This is a genomic window from Mesorhizobium sp. B2-3-15 (assembly GCF_006442875.1).
GTDB lineage: Bacteria > Pseudomonadota > Alphaproteobacteria > Rhizobiales > Rhizobiaceae > Mesorhizobium > Mesorhizobium australicum.
Genome location: NZ_VFVO01000024.1, coordinates 1 through 21047, shown reverse-complemented (window position 1 = coordinate 21047; position 21047 = coordinate 1). Strand labels below are relative to the sequence as shown.

Below are 21047 nucleotides of genomic sequence, written 5' to 3'. Positions count from 1 at the left end.
AGAGAAGCTGCGCTTCGCCATCCGTGAAGGCGGCCGCACCGTCGGTGCCGGCATCGTCGTCACCATCAAAGAGTAATCGATCCGGCTGCTGCCGGTCTCGAAAACGAAAGGGCGGTCTTCGGGCCGCCTTTTTTCGTTTCAGACGCCTCGCAACGCAAGCATTGCGCGTTTGTTTCAAAGCTGTTGCAAGCGCCATGGCTGCAACTAGTATAGGTTGCACTGAGGGAGCTTTGCCGACAGTGGTTCCAAGGCACCGTTTCGATGGGAAGGCATGGCGGTTATGGGCACTGGTTTGCCTCGCCGTCGCCATGGCTCTGCCCGTTTTGACAGCGCGAGCGGAGGATGGGCCTCTCGACATCCCGCCCATGCGCTTCGTCGTCGTGCGCAGCAACGCTCCGAGATGCGAACCCAACTGTCCTGAATGGATATCGGCGGATGGCACCATCGACGCGGGCACGCCGTCTCTCCTCAAGCGCACGCTCAAGGCGCTCAAGGGAAGGCAATTGCCGGTCGTCGTCAATTCGCCCGGCGGTAACGTCGACGCCGCGCTGGCACTCGGCCGGATGATCCGCAAGAACAAGCTCGATATCGCCGTCGGCGTGACGGTTTTTTCCGATTGCCAGCCGGAAACAAAAAACTGCGGGGACAACAAGGGCAGGAGTGCCGATTATTTCGGTACGGCCTATGACGACGGAGCCATGTGCAATTCGGCCTGTCCGCTAATGTTTTCCGGCGGTGTCCGCCGCGTGGTTGGAGATTTCGGCTATCTCGGCGTCCACCAGATCACCACCACATACCAGCGGGAGAAGCTGCTCTACCGGACCACGTACCGGATCGTGAACGGCAGGAAGAAGATCATCAGCACCAAGGTGGTCAGCCGCAAAAACGCTGGCAGCTACAAAACCTACGAGATGAGCAGGACAGTCGAGAAGACGCTTTCGGCGTACCTGAAGGAAATGGGGATAGCAGACGGCGTACTGGAAGTCATGAAGGCCACGCCGGCCAGTGAGATTCGTCAGATTCCGCTCGACGACATGGTGAGGATGAAGTTGGTCACCAGCCGGGACACAGTGGATCTGTTGACCACGGCAAGCCTCTGCGGCCTGGCCCAGCCGGCCACGAACTGCCGGCAAATAGCTGGACCCGCAGGCAAGACGACGCCATCGGCCGCAGCAAGGCCCATGGCTGCCGTTCAACCGGACACCGCGAAGGCCGGCGGGGACATGCGGTTTGTCGTCGTTCGCGGCAGCAATCCGCTGTGCGATCCCGATTGTCCGGAATGGATATCGGCCGAAGGTGCGATCACCAACCAGGCGCCGCGGAAGCTGCGGCAGTTGCTGGCCACGCTTGGCGATCGACGGCTGCCTGTCGTCATCAGCTCACGCGGAGGCGACCTGCCCAGCGCTCTCGCAATGGGGCGGCTTATCCATGAAAGAAAGCTCGACATCGCCGTTGCCCGCACCGATTTCGTCGACTGTGACCCCGGCGCGTGGAACTGCCTGGCCACGGAAGGAGCCTATGCCGGATTGAGCATCGATGCGGGGGTGGAGTGTGATTCCGCCTGTGCGTTAGTGGTCGCTGGCGGCGCCAGACGGCTAGTCGGTCCCCGGGCGCGGCTCAGCCTGTATCCGATGGGACAGAAGCTGGTGGTCAAGGCCTACCTCGACGAGATGGCGATCAGTCCCGCTCTGTTCGCAACAATCGAACGACGCCCGACCGAGAGGGAACTTGACCCAGACACCATGCTCAAGCTTGGACTGACAACGGGACCGCAATCGGTCGACGCGCTGACCGGCTCCACGATTTGCAAGGCTGTTGCCAAGCCCGACAATTGCCTGGGCCTGCCAGCCGCCAATGCACAGGCCGACGCGCCCGCCAGGCTGTAGAGCACGGTGATGTCAGGGGAACTGCCCATCGAGGCAGGTTGAGCCATATCCGATTTCCGCTATCGTCGCGGCGGCGGGGCCGGCGAAGGATCGAGAATGAGCCAGGACGTTCCGACACTCTACGAATGGGCCGGAGGCAGCGAGGCGCTGAACCGGCTGACGCAAACCTTCTACGACAAGGTGGCACGAGATCCGGTCGTTGGCCCGGTGTTCAAGCACATGTCGCCGGACCACCCCGCCCATGTCGCGGCCTTCATCGGCGAGGTCTTCGGCGGACCGAAAACCTACAGCGAAACCTTTGGCGGCCACCGCGAAATGGTCATGCATCATCTGGGCAAGCATTTGAGCGAGGAGCAGCGCCGCCGCTGGATCAATCTTCTCGCCGACGCGGCGGATGAGGTCGGTCTGCCGGACGATCCGGAATTCCGTTCAGCCTTCATGGGCTACGTCGAATGGGGATCGCGGCTGGCCAAGATGAATTCCAATCTCGGCGAGACCTGCGATCCCGAGACCGAACCGATGCCGGCCTGGGGCTGGGGCGTGCCTGGCGGTCCGTACCGGGTGCCGGACGCAAAATAGCTTCGGCTGCCGGGATACCTCTATGAATCGCGCGCCAGCCACTTCAGGCGGGAGCTGGAGATCGATGCCGAGGGGCTGGTCGCCGGCCATCTCGATTTCTGGCGCAGGGGTTAAGCACGTTTGCCTGCAAACCGCTCTTTACAGAGCGCGCGGAAGCTTTTAGGAAGCGCCTGCGCCGAAGCGCGCGTGTACGGGCATAGCTCAGTTGGTAGAGCGGCGGTCTCCAAAACCGCAGGTCGTAGGTTCGAGCCCTGCTGCCCGTGCCATTTCCTAAGATGGCATCAAAACGATATTTCGCGGCCAGCCTTTGAAAATCGGCGAGCCGCTTGCCATATTAACCCGATTGGGGCATAAGGGCGCCATAGCCGGGACGGAACGACTGGATGGTTCCGAGGCGGCGTTTGGTCATAAAGCGGGCACTTGCCACTTGCGTGGATCAAGAATCGGTTTTATGTAGACGAAACAGACACGCGACGCGTGGAGCTGGGAAGCCGGCTTTACGCGTCTGATTTGCATGGGCGAAATGATTGCGCTGATTCGGCGCGAGATTGGGCTCAGGCGGCACGTCCCGGCCAGCGGGATCATCCAGGGGACCCGGCCAACGGGTCTTGAAGACAGGCGGCATATGGCTTCGAAAACCACAAATCCTTTCGTCTTTCTCCAGCAGGTGCGCGCGGAGACAGCCAAGGTGACTTGGCCGTCGCGCCGCGAGACGATGATCTCGACGGTCATGGTCCTGGCCTTTGCTGTGATTGCGATGATCTTCTTCTTCACCGCCGATCAGCTCATGGGCCTCGCGGTCGAGCAGATTCTGGGCATTGGACGCTAAGTCCGGCGATTAGGAGAAGTCGAAAAAATGGCTACGCGCTGGTACATCGTCCACGCCTATTCGAACTTCGAGAAGAAGGTCGCCGAGGACATCGAGAACAAGGCCAAGCAGAAGGGCCTGTCCGCCGATATCGAGCAGATCGTGGTGCCGACCGAGAAGGTCGTCGAGGTTCGTCGCGGCCGGAAGGTCGACGCCGAGCGCAAGTTCTTCCCGGGCTACGTGCTCTTGAAGGCCAACTTGACCGACGCCGTGTTCTCGGTGGTCAAGAACACGCCGAAAGTCACAGGTTTTCTCGGCGACTCCAAGCCGGTGCCGATCACCGAGGCCGAAGCCCAGCGCATCCTGAACCAGGTGCAGGAAGGCGTCGAGCGGCCGAAGCCCTCGGTCACCTTCGAGATCGGCGAGGCGATCCGCGTTTCGGATGGTCCCTTCGCGTCGTTCAACGGTTTCGTCCAGGAAGTGGACGAGGAGCGGGCGCGGCTCAAGGTGGAAGTTTCGATCTTCGGGCGCGCCGTGCCCGTCGATCTGGAATTCGGACAGGTCGAAAAGGGCTGATCCGAAATCCCTGATGCCGGTCCGGCGATCAGGGGAGGCGGCGCGGCAACGCGCGGCTTGAGAACGGTGGGAGGCGAAGGCGGCTTTAGCCGGCCGCAAGAACCGCACCACCAGACTGCAACCGCCGGTGTTTCCCAGATCGTGGAGCCGGCATAGACAAAGGCAGGAAAAGAGATGGCTAAGAAAATTGCAGGCCAGCTCAAGCTCCAGGTCTCCGCGGGATCGGCCACGCCGTCTCCCCCGATCGGCCCGGCACTTGGTCAGCGCGGCATCAACATCATGGAGTTCTGCAAGGCGTTCAACGCGCAGACCCAGGAAATGGAAAAGGGATCGCCGGTTCCGGTCGTCATCACCTATTACCAGGACAAGTCGTTCACCTTCGTCATGAAGACGCCCCCGGTGAGCTACTTCCTGAAGAAGGCCGCGAACCTGAAGTCGGGCTCGAAGGAGCCGGGCAAGGTCAAGGCTGGCACGGTTTCGCGCGACAAGGTTCGCGAAATCGCGACCGCCAAGATGAAGGATCTGAACGCGAACGACGTCGAAGCGGCCATGCGCATGGTCGAGGGCTCCGCCCGCTCGATGGGTCTGGAAGTGGTGGGCTAAGATCATGGCAAAGATTGCAAAGCGTGTATCGAAGACCCGTGAAGGCATCGATCCCAACAAGGCTTACGCGCTCGGTGATGCGCTGAAGCTGCTCAAGGATCGTTCCTCGGTCAAGTTCGACGAGACCATCGAAGTGGCCATGAACCTCGGCGTAGACCCGCGTCATGCCGACCAGATGGTTCGCGGCGTGGTCAACCTGCCGAACGGCACCGGCCGCTCGGTCCGTGTCGCCGTGTTCGCCCGTGGCGACAAGGCCGAAGAGGCCAAGGCCGCTGGTGCCGACATCGTCGGTGCCGAGGATCTGGTCGACATCGTCCAGAAGGGCACGATCGATTTCGATCGCTGCATCGCCACGCCGGACATGATGCCGCTCGTCGGCCGTCTCGGTAAGGTGCTCGGCCCGCGCGGCATGATGCCGAACCCGAAGGTCGGCACCGTCACCACCGATGTCGCCGCGGCCGTCAAGGCTTCGAAGGGCGGCGCGGTCGAGTTCCGTGTCGAGAAGGCCGGCATCGTTCATGCCGGTGTCGGCAAGGTCTCTTTCGACGTCAAGGCGCTGGAAGAGAACGTCCGTGCCTTCGCCGATGCGGTGACCAAGGCAAAGCCGGCTGGCGCCAAGGGCAACTACGTCAAGAAGGTGTCTGTCACCTCGACGATGGGCCCGGGCCTCAAGCTCGACGTCGCGACGCTCGCCGCGTCCTGATTGGATTTGGATTGGCCTTTCGAAGGCTGATCCGTGACTGAATTCCGGGCCTTGGATTTATCCTGGGCCCGGTACCGGAAGCCGGAAGGCTTCCGGACATCCTGTCCGAGATTGCGGGCGGCCCGAACCTTGATTCAAGAGGAGGGCCTTAATTCATGTGGGCCTGCATGAGACGGGTGAAAACCGGACAACGGAGCAACAAGCTCCAATGAAAGGTTCGAACCGTGTTTGCCTTTTGTCTGCGCATCGCCGGCTTTGCCGTCGATGTGGCGAAAGGGGGCAGGATCCTCGAGCGTCGTTCGGGAGATCCGTTACTGGATGGCCCGGCCGGCAAAAGGCAACCCGACGCCTGTCCTCGAAATGGGAATGTTCCCATTGGCAGGACTGGGGTCAACTGGAGATAGGCAGTGGACAGAGCGGAAAAACGCGAACTCGTCACGGGCCTGAATGATGCGTTTTCGGGCGCGGGTTCAGTAGTCGTGGCCCACTATGCCGGTATCACCGTCGCGCAAATGAACGACCTTCGGTCGAAGATGCGCGCTGCCGGTGGCACCGTTAAAGTCGCGAAGAACCGTCTCGCCAAAATCGCTCTTCAGGGCACGGACTCCGCATCGATCATCGAGCTGTTCAAGGGACAGACGCTGATCGCGTATTCGGAGGATCCGATTGCGGCGCCGAAGGTCGCGTCCGATTTCGCCAAGGGGAATGACAAGCTCGTCATTCTCGGCGGCGCAATGGGCACCACCTCGCTCAACGCCGACGGTGTGAAGGCACTCGCCACACTTCCGTCGCTCGATGAGCTGCGCGCCAGGCTGGTTGGCATGATCGCCACGCCGGCAACCCGGATCGCCCAGATCGTCAATGCGCCAGCGGCCTCGGTCGCGCGCGTCATCGGCGCTTACGCCCGGAAGGACGAGGCGGCATGAGGCCGTTCCTCGCTATCAAAAACACACGTTCGAACCTAACGAAGGAACACAACAATGGCTGATCTGGCAAAGATCGTAGACGACCTTTCGAAGCTGACCGTCCTCGAGGCGGCTGAGCTGTCGAAGCTTCTGGAAGAAAAGTGGGGCGTTTCGGCTGCTGCTCCGGTGGCGGTTGCCGCTGCTGGCGGTGCTGCCGCTGCTGCTGCCCCGGTTGAGGAAAAGACGGAATTCGACGTCGTTCTCACCGAGGCCGGCGCTCAGAAGATCAACGTCATCAAGGAAGTCCGCGCCATCACCGGTCTTGGCCTCAAGGAAGCCAAGGACCTGGTCGAAGCGGCTCCGAAGCCGGTCAAGGAAGGCGTTTCCAAGGCCGACGCTGACAAGTTCAAGGCGCAGCTGGAAGCAGCCGGCGCCAAGGTCGACCTGAAGTAAGCGTAAAAAGCGGCGGGCGGCCTCGCGCCGTCCGCCACTCCCTTGGGTGACCAGGGGAGGCTGCGTGACGCGAGATGTACGAAAACCTCTTTCCTGAGGGCCGTAACCCGGCCTTCAGGAAACGGGTTTTCTCCCGTTTTAGCCGGTAACCCGCCAAGCAATTGGAGAGGCGGCCGGAGAACAGACAGAGAGCCGCCGCCCAGGTGGCTCAGTATGCAAGACGAACCGCGGCGAGGTTCGTCCCGAGTTTAGAGCTAAGGAGCGACGATGGCCCAGACCCAGACTTTCAATGGCCGCAGACGCGTACGCAAGTTCTTCGGGAAGATCCCGGAAGTTGCGGAGATGCCGAACCTTATCGAGGTTCAGAAGGCATCCTATGACCAGTTCCTGATGGTGGACGAGCCCAAGGGCGGGCGTCCCGACGAAGGACTGCAGGCTGTTTTCAAGTCGGTCTTCCCGATCTCCGATTTTTCCGGCTCCTCCATGCTGGAGTTCGTGAAGTACGAGTTCGAAGGACCGAAATTCGACGTTGACGAATGCCGTCAGCGCGACCTGACCTATGCCGCGCCGCTGAAGGTGACGCTGCGCCTCATCGTGTTCGATATCGACGAGGATACCGGTGCCAAGTCGATCAAGGACATCAAGGAGCAGGACGTCTACATGGGCGACATGCCGCTCATGACCTTGAACGGCACCTTTATCGTCAATGGCACCGAGCGCGTCATCGTTTCGCAGATGCACCGCTCTCCGGGCGTCTTCTTCGACCACGACAAGGGCAAGTCGCACTCGTCGGGCAAGCTTCTGTTTGCCGCCCGTGTGATCCCCTATCGTGGCTCGTGGCTCGACATCGAGTTCGATTCCAAGGACGTCGTGCACGCCCGCATCGACCGTCGCCGCAAGATTCCGGTGACGTCGCTGCTGATGGCGCTCGGCATGGACGGCGAGGAGATCCTGTCGACCTTCTACAACAAGATCACCTACAAGCGCGCCGGCGACCATTGGCGCATTCCCTTCAACGTCGAGCGTTTCCGCGGCCTCAAGGCCGTCGGCGACCTGGTCGATGCCGACACCGGCGAGATCGTCGTCGAGGCGGGCAAGAAGATCACCGCTCGCCAGGCACGCCAGCTCGGCGAAAAGGGTCTCAAGGCGATCAAGGCGACCGACGAGGATCTGCTCGGCAACTACCTGGCCGAGGACATCGTCAACTACGCCACCGGCGAGATTTTCCTCGAGGCCGGCGATGAGATCGACGACAAGACGCTCAAGGTGCTGCTCGGCACCGGCGAGCAGGAGATCCAGGTCCTCGACATCGACCATGTCAATGTCGGCGCCTATATCCGCAACACGCTCGCCGTCGACAAGAACGAGAGCCGCCAGGACGCGCTGTTCGACATCTACCGTGTCATGCGCCCGGGCGAGCCGCCGACGCTCGAGACCGCCGAAGCCATGTTCAACTCGCTGTTCTTCGACAGCGAGCGCTACGACCTGTCCGCCGTCGGCCGCGTCAAGATGAACATGCGCCTCGAGCTCAAGGCCGAGGACACCGTGCGCGTGCTGCGCAAGGACGACATCCTGGCCGTGGTCAGGACGCTGGTCGAACTGCGTGATGGCAAGGGCGAGATCGACGACATCGACAATCTCGGCAACCGCCGCGTGCGTTCGGTCGGCGAGCTGATGGAGAACCAGTACCGCGTCGGCCTGCTGCGCATGGAGCGCGCGATCAAGGAACGCATGTCCTCGATCGAGATCGACACGGTCATGCCGCAGGACCTGATCAACGCCAAGCCGGCGGCCGCCGCCGTGCGCGAGTTCTTCGGTTCCTCGCAGCTGTCGCAGTTCATGGACCAGACCAACCCGCTGTCGGAGATCACCCACAAGCGTCGTCTCTCGGCGCTTGGACCGGGCGGTCTGACCCGCGAGCGTGCCGGCTTCGAAGTGCGCGACGTGCACCCGACGCATTACGGCCGTATCTGCCCGATCGAGACGCCGGAAGGCCCGAATATCGGTCTGATCAACTCGCTGGCGACCTTCGCGCGCGTCAACAAGTACGGCTTCATCGAAAGCCCGTACCGCAAGATCGTCGACGGCAAGCTGACCAATGACGTCGTCTATCTTTCGGCGATGGAAGAGGCCAAGCACCATGTCGCGCAGGCCAACGCCGAGCTCGACAAGAATGGCGGCTTCGTCGACGAATTCGTCATTTGCCGCAGCGCCGGCGAAGTGATGATGGCGCCGCGCGAAAACGTCGACCTGATGGACGTGTCGCCCAAGCAGATGGTGTCTGTTGCCGCGGCGCTCATCCCGTTCCTCGAGAACGACGACGCCAACCGCGCTCTGATGGGCTCGAACATGCAGCGCCAGGCCGTGCCGCTGGTGCGCGCCGAGGCGCCGTTCGTCGGTACCGGCATGGAGCCGATCGTCGCCCGTGACTCGGGCGCCGCCATCGGCGCGCGTCGTGGCGGCATCGTCGACCAGGTGGACGCGACGCGTATCGTTATCCGCGCCACCGAGGATCTCGATCCGGGCAAGTCCGGCGTCGACATCTACCGGCTGATGAAGTTCCAGCGCTCGAACCAGAACACCTGCATCAACCAGCGTCCGCTGGTGCGCATGGGTGACCGGGTCAACAAGGGCGACATCATCGCCGACGGTCCGTCGACCGAGCTTGGTGATCTGGCGCTCGGCCGCAACGTGCTGGTCGCGTTCATGCCGTGGAACGGCTACAACTACGAGGACTCGATCCTGCTCTCCGAGCGTATCGTGGCCGACGACGTCTTCACCTCGATCCACATCGAGGAGTTCGAGGTCATGGCGCGCGATACCAAGCTCGGTCCGGAGGAAATCACGCGCGATATTCCAAACGTCTCGGAAGAAGCGCTGAAGAACCTCGACGAAGCCGGCATCGTCTATATCGGTGCGGAAGTGCAGCCGGGCGACATCCTGGTCGGCAAGATCACGCCGAAGGGCGAGAGCCCGATGACGCCGGAAGAGAAGCTTCTGCGCGCCATCTTCGGCGAAAAGGCTTCCGACGTGCGCGACACTTCGATGCGCATGCCTCCGGGCACTTTCGGCACCGTCGTCGAGGTGCGCGTGTTCAATCGCCACGGTGTGGAGAAGGACGAGCGCGCCATGGCGATCGAGCGCGAGGAGATCGAACGCCTCGCCAAGGATCGCGACGACGAGCAGGCCATTCTGGACCGTAACGTCTATGCGCGTCTTTCCGACGTTCTCGTCGGCAAGGAAGCGATCGCTGGACCGAAGGGCTTCAAGAAGGGCTCGACGCTGTCCAAGGACACGCTCGACGAGTATCCGCGTTCGCAGTGGTGGCAGTTTGCGGTGGAGAACGAAAAGCTCCAAAGCGAACTGGAAGCCCTGCGTGGCCAGTACGACGATTCCAAGAAGGCGCTCGAACAGCGCTTCATGGACAAGGTCGAGAAGGTGCAGCGCGGCGACGAAATGCCTCCGGGCGTCATGAAGATGGTCAAGGTCTTCGTGGCGGTGAAGCGCAAGATGCAGCCCGGCGACAAGATGGCCGGCCGTCACGGCAACAAGGGTGTCGTGTCGCGTATCGTTCCGGTCGAGGACATGCCTTTCCTCGAGGACGGCACGCATGCCGATATCGTGCTCAACCCGCTGGGTGTGCCGAGCCGCATGAATGTCGGCCAGATCCTGGAAACGCATCTGGGCTGGGCCTGCGCTGGCATGGGCAGGAAGATCGGCGAGCTTATCGATGCGTACAAGACAGCCGGCGACATCAAGCCGCTGCGCAAGACGCTCGAGAGCTTCATGCCGGCCAACGACCGCAACGAGCCGGTTCGCGAATATGACGACGAGAGCATCGTTCGCCTGAGCGAGCAGATGCGCCGCGGCGTCTCCATCGCGACCCCGGTGTTCGACGGCGCGCATGAGGCTGACATCAACATCATGCTGGAGCAGGCGGGCCTGCACACCAGCGGTCAGTCGCAGCTCTATGACGGACGCACCGGCGAGCCGTTCGATCGCAAGGTGACGATGGGCTATATCTACATGCTCAAGCTTCACCACCTCGTGGACGACAAGATCCACGCGCGTTCGATCGGTCCGTACTCGCTCGTCACCCAGCAGCCGCTGGGCGGCAAGGCGCAGTTCGGCGGCCAGCGCTTCGGCGAGATGGAGGTCTGGGCACTGGAAGCCTACGGCGCCGCTTACACGCTGCAGGAAATGCTGACGGTGAAGTCGGACGACGTCGCCGGCCGCACCAAGGTCTACGAGGCGATCGTGCGTGGCGACGACACGTTCGAGGCAGGCATTCCCGAGAGCTTCAACGTGCTCGTCAAGGAAATGCGGTCTCTCGGCCTCAATGTCGAGCTCGAGAACACCAAGCTCGACGAAAACCCGATCCGGCTGCCCGATGCTGCCGAATAGGGGCGCGGCCGAGTAAACAAGACATCCGGGCGCGGGAGAGGGCTCTCGCGACCGGATGCACCAATTCTTCGGCCGGTGGGCCGACCACTCAGCGGGCATTCGGCCCGCGTTAGATGCAAGGGGTTTTCGAGGACCCCGAAAAGGAGAACGGCATGAACCAAGAGGTCATGAATCTCTTCAATCCGCAGGCGCCTGCGCAGGTGTTCGATTCCATCCGGATTTCGCTTGCCAGCCCTGAGAAGATTCTGTCCTGGTCGTTCGGCGAGATCAAAAAGCCGGAGACCATCAACTACCGCACCTTCAAGCCGGAGCGTGACGGTCTGTTCTGCGCGCGCATTTTTGGCCCGATCAAGGACTATGAATGCCTGTGCGGCAAGTACAAGCGCATGAAGTACAAGGGCGTGATCTGCGAGAAGTGCGGCGTCGAAGTCACGCTGTCGCGCGTCCGCCGCGAGCGCATGGGCCATATCGAGCTGGCGGCTCCCGTCGCTCACATCTGGTTCCTGAAGTCGCTGCCCTCGCGCATCGGCACGCTGCTCGACATGACGCTGAAGGACATCGAGCGCGTCCTCTACTTCGAGAACTACATCGTCACCGAGCCTGGCCTCACCGCGCTGAAGGAGCACCAGCTGCTCAGCGAGGAAGAGTACATGATCGCCGTCGACGAATATGGCGAGGATAGTTTCACCGCCATGATCGGCGCCGAGGCCATTCATGACCTTCTGGCCGGCATGGACCTGGAGAAGATCGCCGGCGACCTGCGTTCGGAACTGGCATCGACCACGTCCGAGCTGAAGCAGAAAAAGTATCTGAAGCGGCTCAAGGTCGTCGAGAACTTCATGGAATCCGGCAACCGTCCGGAATGGATGATCATGAAGGTGGTTCCGGTGATCCCGCCGGACCTGCGCCCGCTCGTCCCGCTGGACGGCGGTCGTTTCGCGACGTCCGATCTGAACGATCTCTACCGCCGCGTCATCAACCGCAACAACCGCCTGAAGCGGCTGATCGAGCTGCGGGCGCCGGGCATTATCGTGCGCAATGAAAAGCGCATGCTGCAGGAAGCCGTCGATGCGCTGTTCGACAACGGCCGTCGCGGCCGCGTCATCACCGGCGCCAACAAGCGTCCGCTGAAGTCGCTGTCCGACATGCTCAAGGGCAAGCAGGGCCGGTTCCGTCAGAACCTGCTCGGCAAGCGCGTCGACTATTCCGGACGCTCGGTTATCGTCACCGGTCCGGAGCTCAAGCTGCACCAGTGCGGCCTGCCGAAGAAGATGGCGCTCGAACTGTTCAAGCCCTTCATCTACGCCCGTCTCGACGCCAAGGGTTACTCCTCGACCGTCAAGCAGGCCAAGAAGCTGGTCGAGAAGGAGCGTCCGGAAGTCTGGGATATCCTCGATGAGGTCATCCGCGAGCATCCGGTGCTGCTCAACCGCGCGCCGACGCTGCACCGCCTGGGCATCCAGGCGTTCGAGCCGATCCTGATCGAAGGCAAGGCGATCCAGCTTCACCCGCTGGTCTGCACGGCCTTCAACGCCGACTTCGACGGCGACCAGATGGCCGTTCACGTGCCGCTGTCGCTGGAAGCGCAGTTGGAAGCCCGCGTGCTGATGATGTCGACCAACAACATCCTGCACCCGGCTTCCGGCGCGCCGATCATCGTGCCGTCGCAGGACATGGTCCTGGGTCTCTACTACCTCTCGATCGTCAACCAGAACGAGCCGGGCGAGGGCATGGTGTTTGCCGACATGGGCGAACTCCAGCACGCGCTCGAGACCAAGGCCGTGACCCTGCACGCCAAGATCAAGGGCCGCTTCCGCACGGTCGACGCCGAAGGAAAGGTCGTGTCGAAGATCCATGACACCACGCCTGGCCGCATGATCATCGGCGAGCTTCTGCCGAAGAACGTCAACGTGCCCTATGAGACCGCCAACCAGGAGATGACCAAGAAGAACATCTCCAAGATGATCGACACCGTCTACCGCCATTGCGGTCAGAAGGAGACGGTCATTTTCTGCGACCGCATCATGGCGCTCGGCTTTGCCCATGCCTGCCGTGCCGGCATTTCGTTCGGCAAGGACGACATGCTGATCCCGGACACCAAGATCAAGCTGGTGTCGGACACCGAGGCTTTGGCCAAGGAGTACGAGCAGCAGTACAATGACGGCCTGATCACGCAGGGCGAGAAGTACAATAAGGTCGTCGACGCCTGGGCCAAGTGCTCGGAAAAGGTCGCCGACGAAATGATGGCCCGCATCAAGGCGGTCGAGTTCGAGGACAATGGCCGTCAGAAGCCGATGAACTCGATCTACATGATGTCGCACTCCGGTGCGCGCGGCTCGCCCACCCAGATGCGCCAACTCGCTGGCATGCGCGGCCTGATGGCCAAGCCGTCGGGTGAAATCATCGAGACGCCGATCATCTCGAACTTCAAGGAAGGCCTGACCGTGCTCGAGTACTTCAACTCGACCCACGGCGCCCGCAAGGGTCTGGCCGATACCGCCTTGAAGACGGCGAACTCGGGTTACCTCACCCGTCGTCTGGTCGACGTGGCGCAGGACTGCATCGTCAACTCCGTGGATTGCGGCACCGACAAGGGCCTCACCATGCAGCCGATCGTCGATGCCGGTCAGGTCGTTGCTTCGGTCGGCCAGCGCGTGCTGGGCCGTACATCCCTCGACGACATCACCCATCCGGTGTCGGGCGAGGTTCTGGTCAAGGCCGGAACGCTGATGGACGAGCGTGACGTCGAGCAGATCGAAAAGGCCGGCGTGCAGTCGGTCCGCATCCGCTCGGCCCTGACCTGCGAAGTCAGGATCGGCGTCTGCGCGGTCTGCTACGGACGCGATCTGGCCCGCGGCACCCCGGTCAACCAGGGCGAAGCCGTCGGCGTCATCGCGGCGCAGTCGATCGGCGAGCCGGGCACGCAGCTCACCATGCGTACCTTCCACATGGGCGGTACGGCGCAGGTGGTGGATAGCTCGTTCCTTGAAGCCTCCTATGAGGGCAAGGTCGAGATCCGCAACCGCAACGTGGTGCGCAACTCGGACGGCCAGCAGATGGTCATGGGCCGCAACATGGCGGTTCTGATCCTCGACGAAGCCGGCAAGGAGCGCGCCACGCACCGTGTCACCTATGGTTCGCGCATCTTCGTGGACGATGGCGACAAGGTGAAGCGCGGTCAGCGTATCGCCGAGTGGGATCCCTATACCCGTCCTGTCCTCACTGAAATCGAGGGCAAGGTGTCGTATGAGGATCTGGTCGACGGCATTTCCGTTCAGGAAACGGCCGACGAATCGACCGGCATCACCAAGCGTGAGGTCATCGACTGGCGTTCGACGCCGCGTGGCAACGACCTCAAGCCCGCGATTGCCATCCTGGACACCAAGGGCAAGGTCGGCAAGCTGTCGAAGGGTGGCGACGCCCGCTTCCTGCTCTCGGTCGAGGCCATTCTCTCGGTCGAGCCGGGTGCTCAGGTTCGCCCCGGCGACGTGCTGGCGCGTATCCCGATGGAAAGCGCCAAGACCAAGGACATCACCGGCGGTCTGCCGCGTGTTGCCGAACTGTTCGAGGCACGTCGTCCGAAGGATCACGCCATCATCGCCGAGATCGATGGCACGATCCGCTTCGGCCGCGACTACAAGAACAAGCGCCGCATCATCATCGAGCCGCACGACTCGACGCTCGAGCCGGTCGAGTACCTGATCCCGAAGGGCAAGCCGTTCCATCTCCAGGACGGCGACGTCATCGAGAAGGGCGACTACATCCTCGACGGCAATCCGGCGCCGCACGACATCCTGGCAATCAAGGGCGTGGAGGCACTTGCTTCCTACCTCGTCAACGAGATCCAGGAAGTCTACCGCCTGCAGGGCGTCTCGATCAACGACAAGCACATCGAGGTGATCGTTCGCCAGATGCTGCAGAAGGTCGAGATCACGGTGCAGGGCGACTCGACCTATATCCCGGGCGACCACGTCGATGTGATCGAACTGGAAGAGGTCAACGAGCGCCTGGTCGAGGACGGCAAGAAGCCGGCCGAAGGCCAGCCGGTGCTCTTGGGCATCACCAAGGCATCGCTGCAGACGCCGTCCTTCATCTCGGCCGCCTCCTTCCAGGAGACGACCAGGGTGCTGACGGAAGCCGCGGTTGCCGGCAAGACCGACATGCTGCAGGGCTTGAAGGAAAACGTCATCGTCGGCCGGCTGATCCCCGCCGGTACCGGCGGCACGATGAGCCAGATCCGGCGCATCGCCACCTCGCGCGACGAACTGATCATCGACGAGCGCCGCAAGGCCTCCGGTGTGGAAGTCGCCGAGCCGATGCTGGCGGACATGACAACCGCCGCGCAGTAGGCGCGGCGGCAAAAATCTCAGGCAACAGAAGCCGTCGGGGCAACCCGGCGGCTTTTTCATTTTTGCGATCGGAGGAAAGCGGATGAACACGAAGACCTGGACGGCTGTCGATGACTACATCGTTTCTTCTCTCTTCGAGGCGGATCCCGTTCTCGACGCGGTTCTGGCGGCCAACCGCCGCCAGGGCCTGCCGGCGATCGACGTCTCGGCGGCGCAAGGAAAGCTGCTCTCGCTGCTGGTGCGCATCAGCGGCGCGAAGAAGGTGCTCGAGATCGGCACGCTGGGTGGCTATTCGACCATCTGGATGGCGCGGGGATTGCCTGCTGACGGCAAGGTCGTGACACTCGAACTCGATCCGCACCATGCCAAGGTCGCGCGTTCGAATTTGGAGCGGGCAGGGGTTGCGGACCGTGTGGAACTGCGTGTCGGTTCGGCGCTCCAGTCGCTCACAGAACTGGGCGGCGAGAATGCCGGCCCGTTCGATCTCGTCTTCATCGACGCGGACAAGCCGAACAACCCGAACTATCTGGCCTGCGCCTTGCGGCTGTCGCGGTCAGGAACGGTCATCGTCTGCGACAACGTCATCCGCGATGGTGCCGTTCTGGATGAAGATGGACGCGATGCCAATGTCGAGGGCGCCCGCGCGGCATTTTCATTCATCGGTGGCGACAAACGGCTGGACGGCACCGCCATCCAGACGGTGGGCGCCAAGGGCTATGACGGGTTTGCGATTGCGGTTGTCGACTGATGCCAAGGCGGCCCGGCGACCTCAGTCGAAAAACGCCTCGACCACGTTGCGCTTGCCGAGCATGAAGGCGTCGGCAACGTGCTGGAGCGGCGCAAGGTCCACATCTGACGTCTCGGCGTGCACGATTTCGGCGAAGCGCCGGTAGAGCATCGGATATTCCGCTTCCGGCTCCTCGTGTACGATATTGCCATCGACGGCGAGCTTCGAGCCGCCACCCGAGAGCACCATCTGTCCGGCATCCGTATCGGCCAGGATGTCCCAACTCTGCGGTCCGGTCTGCAACCAGTCGAGATCCATCGTCACATCCGATCCATTCGCTGCCCGGAACGCGACCTGGGCCGCGATCGGCGCGTCACGGTTCACCGGAAAGTCGAGCACGGCCGAAGTGATGTACATGGCCGGCAGGATGTAGGTTGCGATCGACAGCGCGTTGATGCCGGGATCGAAGACGCCGAAGCCGCCAGGCTGCCAGATCCAGTCCTGGTTTGGGTGCCAGCGGCGTACATCTTCCTTCCAGACGATCGCCGCCGATTTGATGTTGGTCGAAGCGAGGAATATCCGCGCCGCTTCGACCGCCGGCGCGTAGCGCGAATGCCAGCTTGCGAACAGTGAGACGCCTTGTTTCGCCGCGAGCGCCTTCAGGTCCTCGACCTCGCTGACCGTGGCACCGGGCGGCTTTTCCAGGAAAACGTGCTTTCCAGCCTCGAGCGCCTTGCGCGCGGCTTCATAGCGGAACTGCGGCGGCATGCACAGCGACACTGCATCGAGTTCGGGGACCACGCCAAGCATCGTCTCGATGTCGGGGAAATTCACAATGCCATCGACCTTGCCGTGCCGGCTGGCCGCCGCGATCAGCTGGTAATCCCGATCCTTGGCCAGGGCGGGAAGGTGTTGGTCGCGGACGATCTTGCCGACGCCGACAATGCCGATTCTGATGGGCGAGATGGATGAGGACATGAGGCTCCGCCGGGTTTGGACGACTGCGCGTCTCTTAGCAGATCGGCCATGACGGGCAAGCGTCGGCCGTGCCGGCTATCCGAACGAATCGCGTCACGGCAAGGAGGGCAAGGAAGGACACCGCGCCCATGACACGCCATGATCAGATCGGCGCGTCGAAGGTGACGATCGACACTTCGCCTTCGAGAGCGCCCTGGTAGGCCGACAGATGCGGCTCGTCGTCGGGCACCCCGTCCATATCGCCGATCTGGTCGAGCTCGGCTTCGGCATAGCCTTCCGCCGCCAGCGATTCGAGGGCGCGTCGCACCGCCGAATCGTCATCAGGAGCGACCAGCATGACATGCACGCCTTCCACCTTGCCGCCTTTGCGCTTCCACACCCGGCCGGTGATGATGGTGACCGGGCGTTCTTCATTGTCGTTCACGGCTGATTCCTCCTGGCAAGCGCGGGCGAGGGGATGTTGATGCTCAGGCCGCCTTTTCGCATGAAGCATGGGCGCGCAAAAGCCAAAAGCCGGTCACTTTCTTCCTCGGCATTGCAAAATCGCGAAAGAAAATTACATGCGGTTTTCGCATGGCTGCCAAGTCCCGGCTTCGATGCAATATTTGCCACTGCGGGCTTGACGGTTCGCGGGCTTACGAGTAGAAGCCGCCCAGTCAGAACCGATGTGAGGCTCTCCCTTCCGAAGCGACACGCTTTGGAGTTTGCCTCAAACAGGGTTCGTTTTACGAGCGAAAAGACATTTCCGGCGTGCACGAAGCGGTTTCCGCTTCCTCTGCGATTTGTTCGGGCAAGACCGCGAGGCGCGGTTTGTGGCCCGAATTTGCGTATGGAAATGACGCTTTGAGCGAGCCTTGACCGGCACGAGACACGGAATTGAGAGACAAGAGGGTTTAATGCCTACCGTCAACCAGCTGATCCGCAAGCCGCGCATTGCGCCGGTGAAGCGCAACAAGGTCCCGGCCATGCAGCAGAACCCGCAGAAGCGGGGCGTCTGCACGCGCGTCTATACAACGACGCCGAAGAAGCCGAACTCGGCGCTGCGCAAGGTGGCCAAGATCCGCCTGACCAATGGTTTTGAAGTGATCGGTTACATCCCCGGCGAAGGTCACAACCTTCAGGAGCACTCCGTGGTCATGATCCGCGGCGGCCGCGTCAAGGATCTTCCGGGCGTGCGCTACCACATCATCCGCGGCGTGCTCGATACGCAGGGTGTGAAGAACCGCAAGCAGCGCCGTTCGAAGTACGGCGCCAAGCGTCCGAAGTAAGGCGTCCGAAGTAAGATTTTTCGGCCTTGGTGCTGCTTGAATGCGCCGGGCTACGAGATTGAGAGACAAAAGCCATGTCGCGTCGTCACAGTGCAGAAAAGCGTGAGATCAACCCGGATCCCAAGTTCGGCGATCTGATCGTCACCAAGTTCATGAATGCCGTCATGTATGACGGCAAGAAGTCGGTTGCCGAGACCATCGTCTACGGCGCGCTGGACCAGGTCCAGTCGAAGACCAAGCAGGAGCCGGTCACCGTCTTCCATCAGGCGCTCGACAATGTCGCGCCGCATGTGGAAGTGCGTTCGCGTCGCGTCGGCGGCGCCACCTACCAGGTTCCGGTCGACGTGCGCCCCGAGCGCCGCCAGGCGCTGGCGATCCGTTGGCTGATCGCCGCGGCCCGCAACCGCAACGAGACCACCATGGTCGACCGCCTCTCCGGCGAGCTGATGGACGCGGCCAACAACCGCGGCACCGCCGTGAAGAAGCGTGAAGACACCCACAAGATGGCAGAAGCCAACCGCGCTTTCGCGCACTACCGCTGGTAAAGCGCGAACGAGACTGAGAGGCAGCTACGATGGCCCGCGAATACAAAATCGAAGACTACCGCAATTTCGGTATCATGGCGCATATTGACGCCGGCAAGACGACGACCACCGAGCGCGTCCTCTATTACACGGGCAAGTCGCACAAGATCGGCGAAGTGCACGACGGCGCTGCCACCATGGATTGGATGGAGCAGGAGCAGGAGCGCGGCATCACCATCACGTCCGCCGCGACCACGACCTTCTGGAAGGCTCGTGACGGCAAGATGCACCGCTTCAACATCATCGACACCCCCGGACACGTCGACTTCACCATCGAAGTCGAGCGTTCGCTGCGCGTGCTTGACGGCGCCATTGCGCTGCTCGATGCCAATGCCGGTGTCGAGCCGCAGACGGAAACCGTCTGGCGGCAGGCGGACAAGTACCGCGTTCCGCGCATGATCTTCTGCAACAAGATGGACAAGATTGGCGCCGACTTCTACCGCTCGGTCGAAATGATCGGTTCGCGCCTCGGCGCGCATGCCGTCGTCATGCAGCTGCCGATCGGCGCCGAGACCGAATTCAAGGGCGTCGTCGACCTGGTCGAGATGAACGCGCTGGTCTGGCGCGACGAGACGCTGGGTGCTGCCTGGGACGTCGTCGAGATCCCGGCCGACCTTCAGGCTCGTGCGGAAGAATATCGCGAGAAGATGATCGAAGCCGCCGTCGAAATGGACGAGACGGCGCTTGAGAATTACCTCGAAGGCAAGATGCCGTCGAATGACGAGATCCGCGCGCTGATCCGCAAGGGCACCATCGCGGTGAAGTTCTACCCGATGTTCTGCGGCTCGGCCTTCAAGAACAAGGGCGTGCAGCCGCTGCTCGACGCCGTCGTCGAATACCTGCCGTCGCCGGCCGATGTTCCGGCCATCAAGGGCGTCGATGCCAAGACCGATGCCGAGATCGAGCGTCACGCCGACGACAACGAGCCGCTTTCGATGCTCGCCTTCAAGATCATGAACGACCCGTTCGTCGGTTCGTTGACCTTTGCCCGCATCTATTCGGGCAAGCTCACCAAGGGCATCTCGGTTGACAACACCGTGAAGGGCAAGAAGGAGCGCATTGGCCGCATGCTTCAGATGCATGCGAACTCGCGCGCCGACGTCGAGGAGGCTTTTGCCGGCGACATCGTCGCCCTGGCCGGCCTCAAGGACACCACCACCGGCGATACGCTGAGCGATCCGCTGCACCCGGTCATCCTCGAGCGCATGGAATTCCCCGATCCGGTCATCCAGATCGCCATCGAGCCGAAGACCAAGAACGACCAGGAAAAGATGGGCCTGGCCCTTCATCGCCTGGCCGCCGAGGACCCCTCCTTCCGCGTCAAGACCGACGAGGAATCAGGCCAGACCATCATTTCCGGCATGGGCGAGCTTCACCTCGACATCATCGTCGACCGCATGCGCCGCGAGTTCAAGGTTGAAGCCAACGTCGGTGCGCCGCAGGTGGCTTACCGTGAAACGATCACTCGCAAGCACGAGCAGGACTACACGCACAAGAAGCAGACCGGCGGTACCGGTCAGTTCGCCCGCGTCAAGATCCTGTTCGAGCCGAACCCGGAAAGCCCCGAGTTCGAGTTCGATACCAAGATCGTCGGCGGTGCGGTTCCGAAGGAATACATCCCGGGTGTCGAAAAGGGCATCAACAGCGTCATGTCGTCGGGTCCGTTCGCGGGCTTCCCGATGATCGGCGTCAAGGCGACGCTCATCGACGGCGCATACCACGACGTCGACTCCTCGGTGCTCGCCTTCGAAATCGCCGGCCGTGCCTGCTTCCGTGAAGCCGCGCCCAAGCTCGGCGTGCAGCTGCTCGAGCCGATCATGAAGGTCGAGGTCGTCACGCCGGAAGATTACGTCGGCAGCGTCATCGGTGACCTGAACGGCCGTCGCGGCCAGATCCAGGGCCAGGAAGCACGTGGCGTCGCGGTGGTTATCAACGCGATGGTGCCGCTCGCCAACATGTTCAAGTATGTCGACAACCTGCGCTCGATGAGCCAGGGCCGCGCGGCCTACACGATGCAGTTCGATCACTACGAGCCTGTGCCGACCGCGGTCGCCCAGGAAGTCCAGAAGAAATACGCGTAACCCCGACGGGTTGCAGCAGTAACTTAAATCAAGGCCCGCACGGGCGAGCAGGATTGGAGACATCACATGGCAAAAGGTAAATTCGAGCGCACCAAGCCTCATGTGAACATCGGCACGATTGGTCACGTCGACCATGGCAAGAC

At 62.1% G+C, this 21047-nt stretch carries 16 protein-coding genes, 1 tRNA gene and 2 pseudogenes; 17 read left to right on the top strand and 2 right to left on the bottom strand.

What is annotated here, in order from left to right; translation table 11 throughout:
- The 13 genes and pseudogenes from FJ954_RS31365 to FJ954_RS31305 all read left to right on the top strand — a co-directional run.
- A pseudogene (locus tag FJ954_RS31365) lies at positions 1–76 on the top strand (elongation factor Tu); the annotation flags it as partial.
- 163 nt (positions 77–239) lie between these two features.
- Positions 240–1886, top strand: coding sequence for a hypothetical protein (locus FJ954_RS31360; RefSeq protein ID WP_140666030.1), 1647 nt, complete (start codon positions 240–242; stop codon positions 1884–1886).
- Between the two features lie 96 nt (positions 1887–1982).
- Entirely contained in the window at positions 1983–2465 is a 483-nt protein-coding gene (locus FJ954_RS31355) for a group II truncated hemoglobin (RefSeq protein ID WP_015317997.1), read from the top strand.
- 190 nt (positions 2466–2655) lie between these two features.
- Positions 2656–2731: transfer RNA gene (locus tag FJ954_RS31350), tRNA-Trp, on the top strand.
- 359 nt (positions 2732–3090) lie between these two features.
- A complete protein-coding gene (secE, locus tag FJ954_RS31345) occupies positions 3091–3294 on the top strand; it encodes a preprotein translocase subunit SecE (RefSeq protein WP_013531408.1) in 204 nt (67 codons plus the stop codon).
- Positions 3295–3321: 27 nt separating this feature from the next.
- Complete coding sequence (gene nusG, locus FJ954_RS31340; RefSeq protein ID WP_140666027.1) at positions 3322–3849, top strand: transcription termination/antitermination protein NusG; 528 nt, start codon at positions 3322–3324, stop codon at positions 3847–3849.
- A 174-nt stretch (positions 3850–4023) separates the two neighbouring features.
- On the top strand, positions 4024–4452 hold the full coding sequence (rplK, locus tag FJ954_RS31335) for a 50S ribosomal protein L11 (RefSeq protein ID WP_010909262.1): 429 nt from the start codon (positions 4024–4026) through the stop codon (positions 4450–4452).
- A 4-nt stretch (positions 4453–4456) separates the two neighbouring features.
- Positions 4457–5155 carry a 50S ribosomal protein L1 gene (gene rplA / locus FJ954_RS31330; protein WP_140620687.1) on the top strand — a complete coding sequence of 233 codons (699 nt, stop codon included), beginning with the start codon at positions 4457–4459 and terminating at the stop codon, positions 5153–5155.
- Between the two features lie 407 nt (positions 5156–5562).
- The gene (gene rplJ, locus FJ954_RS31325) at positions 5563–6081 is read left to right on the top strand and encodes a 50S ribosomal protein L10 (protein WP_015317994.1); all 519 of its coding nucleotides are present in this window, start codon (positions 5563–5565) and stop codon (positions 6079–6081) included.
- Positions 6082–6135: 54 nt separating this feature from the next.
- Complete coding sequence (gene rplL / locus FJ954_RS31320) at positions 6136–6513, top strand: 50S ribosomal protein L7/L12 (protein WP_015317993.1); 378 nt, start codon at positions 6136–6138, stop codon at positions 6511–6513.
- 267 nt (positions 6514–6780) lie between these two features.
- Complete coding sequence (gene rpoB / locus FJ954_RS31315) at positions 6781–10917, top strand: DNA-directed RNA polymerase subunit beta (protein WP_140666025.1); 4137 nt, start codon at positions 6781–6783, stop codon at positions 10915–10917.
- Positions 10918–11069: 152 nt separating this feature from the next.
- The gene (gene rpoC / locus FJ954_RS31310; RefSeq protein WP_015317991.1) at positions 11070–15266 is read left to right on the top strand and encodes a DNA-directed RNA polymerase subunit beta'; all 4197 of its coding nucleotides are present in this window, start codon (positions 11070–11072) and stop codon (positions 15264–15266) included.
- An 82-nt stretch (positions 15267–15348) separates the two neighbouring features.
- Entirely contained in the window at positions 15349–16014 is a 666-nt protein-coding gene (locus FJ954_RS31305; RefSeq protein WP_015317990.1) for an O-methyltransferase, read from the top strand.
- Between the two features lie 21 nt (positions 16015–16035).
- Here the strand turns inward: FJ954_RS31305 and FJ954_RS31300 are convergent, their stop codons facing one another.
- On the bottom strand, positions 16036–16959 hold the full coding sequence (locus tag FJ954_RS31300) for a Gfo/Idh/MocA family oxidoreductase (RefSeq protein WP_041163842.1): 924 nt from the start codon (positions 16957–16959) through the stop codon (positions 16036–16038).
- Between the two features lie 154 nt (positions 16960–17113).
- On the bottom strand, positions 17114–17395 hold the full coding sequence (locus FJ954_RS31295) for a hypothetical protein (RefSeq protein ID WP_015317988.1): 282 nt from the start codon (positions 17393–17395) through the stop codon (positions 17114–17116).
- A 472-nt stretch (positions 17396–17867) separates the two neighbouring features.
- On the opposite strand from FJ954_RS31295, the gene rpsL reads away from it, so the two are divergent.
- From rpsL to FJ954_RS31275, 4 genes and pseudogenes are all read left to right on the top strand, one after another.
- Positions 17868–18239, top strand: a complete 372-nt coding sequence (gene rpsL / locus FJ954_RS31290) for a 30S ribosomal protein S12 (protein ID WP_006333356.1) — start codon at positions 17868–17870, stop codon at positions 18237–18239.
- A 74-nt stretch (positions 18240–18313) separates the two neighbouring features.
- Positions 18314–18784: a 30S ribosomal protein S7 gene (gene rpsG / locus FJ954_RS31285; protein WP_008875664.1), complete on the top strand. Its 471-nt coding sequence runs from the start codon at positions 18314–18316 to the stop codon at positions 18782–18784.
- 29 nt (positions 18785–18813) lie between these two features.
- Positions 18814–20904, top strand: a complete 2091-nt coding sequence (gene fusA / locus FJ954_RS31280; protein ID WP_015317987.1) for an elongation factor G — start codon at positions 18814–18816, stop codon at positions 20902–20904.
- A 66-nt stretch (positions 20905–20970) separates the two neighbouring features.
- A pseudogene (locus FJ954_RS31275) lies at positions 20971–21047 on the top strand (elongation factor Tu); the annotation flags it as partial.

Excerpts from the sequence above, each read along its gene's own strand:
- FJ954_RS31355 (WP_015317997.1), top strand. The coding sequence starts at position 1,983 with ATGAGCCAGGACGTTCCGACACTCTACGAATGGGCCGGAGGCAGCGAG.
- secE (WP_013531408.1), top strand. The coding sequence starts at position 3,091 with ATGGCTTCGAAAACCACAAATCCTTTCGTCTTTCTCCAGCAGGTGCGC.
- nusG (WP_140666027.1), top strand. The coding sequence starts at position 3,322 with ATGGCTACGCGCTGGTACATCGTCCACGCCTATTCGAACTTCGAGAAG.
- rplK (WP_010909262.1), top strand. The coding sequence starts at position 4,024 with ATGGCTAAGAAAATTGCAGGCCAGCTCAAGCTCCAGGTCTCCGCGGGA.
- rplA (WP_140620687.1), top strand. The coding sequence starts at position 4,457 with ATGGCAAAGATTGCAAAGCGTGTATCGAAGACCCGTGAAGGCATCGAT.
- rplL (WP_015317993.1), top strand. The coding sequence starts at position 6,136 with ATGGCTGATCTGGCAAAGATCGTAGACGACCTTTCGAAGCTGACCGTC.
- rpoB (WP_140666025.1), top strand. The coding sequence starts at position 6,781 with ATGGCCCAGACCCAGACTTTCAATGGCCGCAGACGCGTACGCAAGTTC.
- rpoC (WP_015317991.1), top strand. The coding sequence starts at position 11,070 with ATGAACCAAGAGGTCATGAATCTCTTCAATCCGCAGGCGCCTGCGCAG.
- FJ954_RS31305 (WP_015317990.1), top strand. The coding sequence starts at position 15,349 with ATGAACACGAAGACCTGGACGGCTGTCGATGACTACATCGTTTCTTCT.
- rpsL (WP_006333356.1), top strand. The coding sequence starts at position 17,868 with ATGCCTACCGTCAACCAGCTGATCCGCAAGCCGCGCATTGCGCCGGTG.
- rpsG (WP_008875664.1), top strand. The coding sequence starts at position 18,314 with ATGTCGCGTCGTCACAGTGCAGAAAAGCGTGAGATCAACCCGGATCCC.
- fusA (WP_015317987.1), top strand. The coding sequence starts at position 18,814 with ATGGCCCGCGAATACAAAATCGAAGACTACCGCAATTTCGGTATCATG.